Source organism: Bacillus sp. LR_5, from assembly GCF_042709275.1.
On the sequence record NZ_JAVAXX010000380.1, the window covers coordinates 1 to 4,987 of the forward strand.

6 protein-coding genes and 1 riboswitch are annotated in these 4,987 nt (G+C 45.1%); of the genes, 1 reads left to right on the plus strand and 5 read right to left on the minus strand.

What is annotated here, in order from left to right; all coding sequences use genetic code 11:
* Window positions 1-169: 169 nt before the first annotated feature.
* Entirely contained in the window at window positions 170-490 is a 321-nt protein-coding gene (locus RAC86_RS35255) for a YkvA family protein (RefSeq protein ID WP_061187351.1), read from the plus strand.
* Between the two features lie 39 nt (window positions 491-529).
* Here the strand turns inward: RAC86_RS35255 and mtnD are convergent, their stop codons facing one another.
* The 5 genes from mtnD to mtnE form a co-directional block, all read right to left on the minus strand.
* On the minus strand, window positions 530-1,066 hold the full coding sequence (gene mtnD, locus RAC86_RS35260; protein WP_072566187.1) for an acireductone dioxygenase: 537 nt from the start codon (window positions 1,064-1,066) through the stop codon (window positions 530-532).
* Between the two features lie 14 nt (window positions 1,067-1,080).
* Window positions 1,081-1,710: a methylthioribulose 1-phosphate dehydratase gene (locus RAC86_RS35265; RefSeq protein ID WP_072566186.1), complete on the minus strand. Its 630-nt coding sequence runs from the start codon at window positions 1,708-1,710 to the stop codon at window positions 1,081-1,083.
* Window positions 1,668-2,375 carry a 2-hydroxy-3-keto-5-methylthiopentenyl-1-phosphate phosphatase gene (mtnX, locus tag RAC86_RS35270; RefSeq protein ID WP_072566185.1) on the minus strand — a complete coding sequence of 236 codons (708 nt, stop codon included), beginning with the start codon at window positions 2,373-2,375 and terminating at the stop codon, window positions 1,668-1,670. The genes RAC86_RS35265 and mtnX overlap by 43 nt, the downstream gene beginning before the upstream one ends.
* Window positions 2,372-3,589, minus strand: coding sequence for a 2,3-diketo-5-methylthiopentyl-1-phosphate enolase (mtnW, locus tag RAC86_RS35275; protein ID WP_072566184.1), 1,218 nt, complete (start codon window positions 3,587-3,589; stop codon window positions 2,372-2,374). The genes mtnX and mtnW overlap by 4 nt, the downstream gene beginning before the upstream one ends.
* 83 nt (window positions 3,590-3,672) lie before the next feature.
* Window positions 3,673-3,773: riboswitch (SAM riboswitch) on the minus strand.
* A gap of 41 nt (window positions 3,774-3,814) precedes the next feature.
* Window positions 3,815-4,987, minus strand: a 1,173-nt coding sequence (mtnE, locus tag RAC86_RS35280; RefSeq protein ID WP_377886674.1) for a methionine-glutamine aminotransferase, incomplete at its 5' end; no start/stop codon positions are given.

A 4,987-nucleotide genomic window follows, 5' to 3' on the forward strand; every position in this document is an offset into this window, starting at 1 on the left:
CAAGTTTGATTGGGTTATTGTGCATTATTACAGATTATACTTTATTTGTAAACATATTTTCATTAAATAAGTTATTTTTTCAGGTATAATAGATATATTGATAGGATTAGAAGAACAATACCCAGATGAAGAATATCTTAAACACACCGCCAGGCAGGAGGGATGCCCGATGAAGAAAAAGAAAGCAATGATGCTCGGAGCGGCAGGCGGAAAAGCGATGTTAAAAAGGAAAAACCGAAAAAAATGTATCCAGCACATTACTGTTTTTTTTCAAATGCTTCGCGATTGGAGAAACGGCGACTATCCACGTTCCCAGGTTAAAACGCTTTTTCTTCTAACTGCTGCCATCTTATATATCGCCATGCCGCTCGATGTCATTCCAGATGTTATACTCGGTCTTGGGATCATTGACGATGCAGCTGTTTTAGGTTTGATTTGGATGCTGATTAAAAAAGAAATGTCACAATATGAAAAGTGGCGTTTGCAATAAATATAAAAAGCCCCGTTCTTCAAACGGGGCTTTTCCTGCTTATTGATTCACGCTGTCTTTTTCATAAATTGGAACCCAGCCTTCTGTTGTGACAAAGATTCTCACCGCGACAACTTTGCGATCCTCCTGAAGTGTGAAATAATGGCGGATATTTTCAGGCACGGAGATTAAATCTCCAGGGTTTAAACGGACATCAAAAAACGTGCCATCCTTGCCCTGAATGACAAAAATGCCGTGTCCGCTTACGATAAAACGGACCTCATCGTCTGTGTGGTGATGCTCTCTTTTAAAGTTCTCAAGCAGTTCATCAAGTTTCGGATTGCTATCTGACAAAGAAATAACATCCTGTGCTTTGTAGCCGCGGCGGGCTGAGATATCTTTAATTTCAGTTTCAAAGGTATCAAGGATTTGCTGTTTATCTTCTTCTGTCAGATCATATTTCTCTGAAAGCTGTTCCGGGAGCTTCGCGATATCCCATTGCTCATAAATAACCTCTTGACTGTCCAGAAAGCTTGCTACTTCCTCTTGATTTTCAATCGTTGTATTTGCCTCATCATGAATTCGAATTGTTGCCATTTCAGTTCCTCCTTTTATTTAACCAGCTGGTGCTGGAGTGTTTTCAATTTCAAATGGTAGCTGAACAAAAATTCATATGCTTCAAGCACTCTTTTTGCTTCAAATGCTGTTCTTCCCCAAGCGGTAATACCGTGATTTCGGATCAGAACAGCTCCTGAATCTTCTGAAATCTCTTCGGCAAACAGTGCCGCGAGCGTCGGAATATGAGCCGGATTTTTAATGATCGGAATGGTCACTTCTGCATTCTCTTCCCACAGGCCGAGCGCTTTTATTATTTCCTGGCCTCTGAATGTGATTTTCTTTTGATCTCCGTATAGCTCTGAGATCACATTATTGTTTACCGTATGGACATGCAGGCAGCATCCGGCATTGGTTTTATTGTACAAATGTGTGTGCAAAAGCGTTTCCGCTGACGGTTTCAGAGAATGCCCGCTTTCGGCAGGCTCTCCATACTGATCCACCAGCAGAAAATCTTCGCCCGTCTCTTTGCGTTTATCTTTTCCGCTTGCAGTGACGAGAAATGTTAAAGGCTCATCAGAAACTTTAATAGACAGATTGCCGCTAGTCGCCGGAAACCAATCTCGTTCAGCCAATTCCCGTTTTACTTCAGCGAGTTCTCTCCAGCGTTCTTGTTTTGCAGCCATTCCTGTACCTCCGTTACATTCTCAATATCTTTTCTTATCTCATAAAAATCTTGATACGGGAGATGATTCAGATTCTGCTCCCGGCATTCGTTTAATAAATAATCCCTTGCAAAACAAAGATCAGACAGCTTTGCTGCCTCTACATCTGTAACCGAATCACCGATCATGATGATATATTGGTTCGGTTCAGCGAGTTCATGTATCACTGACGGCTTGCAGCACCCGCATTGATTGCTGCAAGTCCCTTTGCACGAATGAGGCCAGCCAATTTGAATATAGTCATTGTCAAATGAAGCATGGTTGCAATAAATATGGTCTTTCTCCACAATGCCTTCAAGCAATGGATATACAAAAAAGTCCATTCCTCCACTTACGACATAAAACGGAATCTCATGCTCCTTGACAAACGCTACAAATTCCCGAAAGCCTTCCCTGATTTTTGCATCTTCCAATACAAATCTTGTAATCTCTTCTTTTAAACTGCTTGGCAGAAGGCCGAACATCCGTCCGACACCTTCCTTGATCGACAGCGTTTTGGACAGCACGCCGTCTTTTAATGCCGTCCACTCCGGCGGAGCAAATGTTTTCATGATGCTTATAATGTTGTCGTTCATCGTGATGGTTCCGTCAAAATCACAAATAATTAAAGGCTTTCGAGTCGTCATACAGCTTCAACCTTTCCCCATTTATCAAGGGCAAGCTTTAGATCCTTGCATTGTTCGGCTTTTTCATCAATCGGCTGGGCTTCTAAGACCGCATCAATTATGGCTCTGAACGCTTTGCCCCCGCCTTGGGCGCCGTTCGGATGTCCGTGTACGCCTCCCCCGGCGTTAATAATATGATCTATGCCGAAATCCCGCATTAAAAGCGGAACCATACCGGGATGAATGCCTGCTGACGGAACGGCAAATGTTTGGTTAAAGGCATCCTCTCTTACACATTCTTCGTGAATCGCCAGCGCATCTTCTTTTGGAAGCGCAACCGAACCGTATGGAGATGGGAAGAGACTGAAGTCAGCACCGCAATACCGGTTCAATTTTCCGAGCAAAAGAGCATGAGAAAATCCGTAGAACGGAGAAGACGTAAACGCCCCGCTGACAGCTGGATGTGCCATAATCGGGATTGCGATTTCGGGATCTTCCGCTAGGCTTTGCATGACGTCCAAGCCGTAAGCGAAGACATTAAACAAAAGCGCATCTGCTCCTAATTCGGCAGCGCGTCTCGCTTTGTCTTTCAGATCAGCCGTACGTCCAGTCAAATTGACCGCATACAGCGTTTTATGCCCGGTTTGCTCATACGTTTCTTTCAATATTTGCTTTCCTTCTGTAATTCTTGTTTCAAAAGGCGCCAGACCTGTCTCAAAGAAAATTTCATCGTCCTTAATCAAATCAACTCCGCCAAGCGCCTGCTGCCTGAGCTGTTCTTTAATATCACTCAGATCCCTTCCGATAACCCCTTTAAAAATGCTCATTAACAGCGGTCTCTCAAACTCTCCCAGCAGCTTCCGGATGCCGTATACGCCAAACTTCGGTCCCGGCAGCGTGCGCTTAAATGCTTCAGAGAAGTGAAGATCGAGTAATTTGATTTTTCCGTCCAGCGACAGCTTGCCAAACACTGTTGTCAGCAAAGCCGGAATATCCTGAGAGAAATTGATTTCAGGATAGGCAATTGTGATCACCGCTTGTTTCCCTGATGCAGGAGTTCCCTCTCTTTCCTCGACCTTTATCACCCGCCCCTTGTGCTTTTGCATTTGCTCCTGTTTTACAAGGGGCAGATCTGTCCATGAGCCTACTGTCAATCCTGTTGCGATTTGTTCTGCTTTTTTCTCTGTATCGGCTCCCGGTTCGGTCAGGAGATATGTTGCTAATAACTCACTCATGCCAGAGCTCCTTTCATTTCATCCATATAAAAAAACCTCTTCAAACAGCAATCGCGTCTAAAGAGGTTTCGTTTCTCGTCCGAATCTTATCTCTCAGCCGCCAGCTGCAAGAATTAGCACCGTGCTTTATAAGTCGGTTGCCGGGCTTCATCGGGCTCGTCCCTCTGCCTGCTCTTGATAAGAAAATATAGATTTTATAAATTATTTTGAATTATCCCATCGTTATCAGATCTTGTCAATGCTTTTTTGGGTAAACAGGTTCAGTTTCCCAATTCGATAAGCGGCTTCTTTGAGTCTTTCTTCACTTGTCAGCAGTCCGACTCTGACGTAGCCCTCGCCATATTCACCGAAGCCGTTTCCAGCCGCAACCGCCACATTCGCTTTTTCCAGCAAAAGGTCTGAGAACTGCTCGGAAGTATAGCCTTCAGGCACAGGCAGCCATGCAAAAAATGAACCTGCCGGAGCTGTCACATCCCAGCCGATTTCCCGGCATGCCGCAATCCAAGCGTTTCGCCTGCTCTCATATCGGGCATTTTGCTCCGCCACACACGTCTGATCAGCTAGCAGTGCCGCCGCTGCAGCCTCCTGAGTCGCTCTGAAAAGACTGACAAACATATGGTCTTGATAAAGATTGATCGCTTCAATGACCGAAGCGTTTCCGACAGCAAAACCGACCCGCCACCCTGCCATGTTATACGTTTTTGACAGCGTATAAATTTCAATTCCGATATCCTTCGCACCTTCAGTCTGCAAAAAGCTTAACGGCTTGCAGCCGTCAAATCCTACAGCGCCGTAAGCAAAATCATGAACGACACAGATCCCGTTTTCTTTCGCAAAACTCACGGTTTCTTCAAAAAACTCGGAGGTAGCAACAGCTCCCGTCGGATTATTCGGATAATTCAAATACATCAATTTCGCCTGTTCCCTTACTTCAGCCGCGATGCTGCTGTAATCAGGAAGAAACGCCCTGTCCTTTACGAGCGGCATCATTTCCATCTTCGCTTTCGCGAGTGTGACACCTGACCAGTAATCAGGATAGCCCGGATCCGGAACTAAAATCGTATCACCCGGATTCAACAAGCATTGCGGGAGCTCGACCAGACCGGCTTTCCCGCCGAATAATACAGCGACTTCAGTTTCCGGGTCAAGATCGATGCCGTATTCTCGTTTATAAAATGCTGCTGCGGCTGATTTCAGACTATATGAGCCGCGAAAAGTCGAGTATTTATGATTTTCAGGATCCGCAACGGCTCGTTTCATTTCCTCGACGATATGTTCCGGAGTCGGCTGATCCGGATTTCCCTGTCCGAGATTGATGACGTCGTGTCCTTCTGCGAGCTTTCGGTTCACTTTCTGCACCAGAGAAGCGAAGAATTGTTTAGGCAATTCTTTCAATAC

Excerpts from the sequence above, each read along its gene's own strand:
- mtnD (WP_072566187.1), bottom strand. The coding sequence starts at position 1,066 with ATGGCAACAATTCGAATTCATGATGAGGCAAATACAACGATTGAAAAT.
- mtnW (WP_072566184.1), bottom strand. The coding sequence starts at position 3,589 with ATGAGTGAGTTATTAGCAACATATCTCCTGACCGAACCGGGAGCCGAT.
- mtnX (WP_072566185.1), bottom strand. The coding sequence starts at position 2,375 with ATGACGACTCGAAAGCCTTTAATTATTTGTGATTTTGACGGAACCATC.
- RAC86_RS35265 (WP_072566186.1), bottom strand. The coding sequence starts at position 1,710 with ATGGCTGCAAAACAAGAACGCTGGAGAGAACTCGCTGAAGTAAAACGG.
- RAC86_RS35255 (WP_061187351.1), top strand. The coding sequence starts at position 170 with ATGAAGAAAAAGAAAGCAATGATGCTCGGAGCGGCAGGCGGAAAAGCG.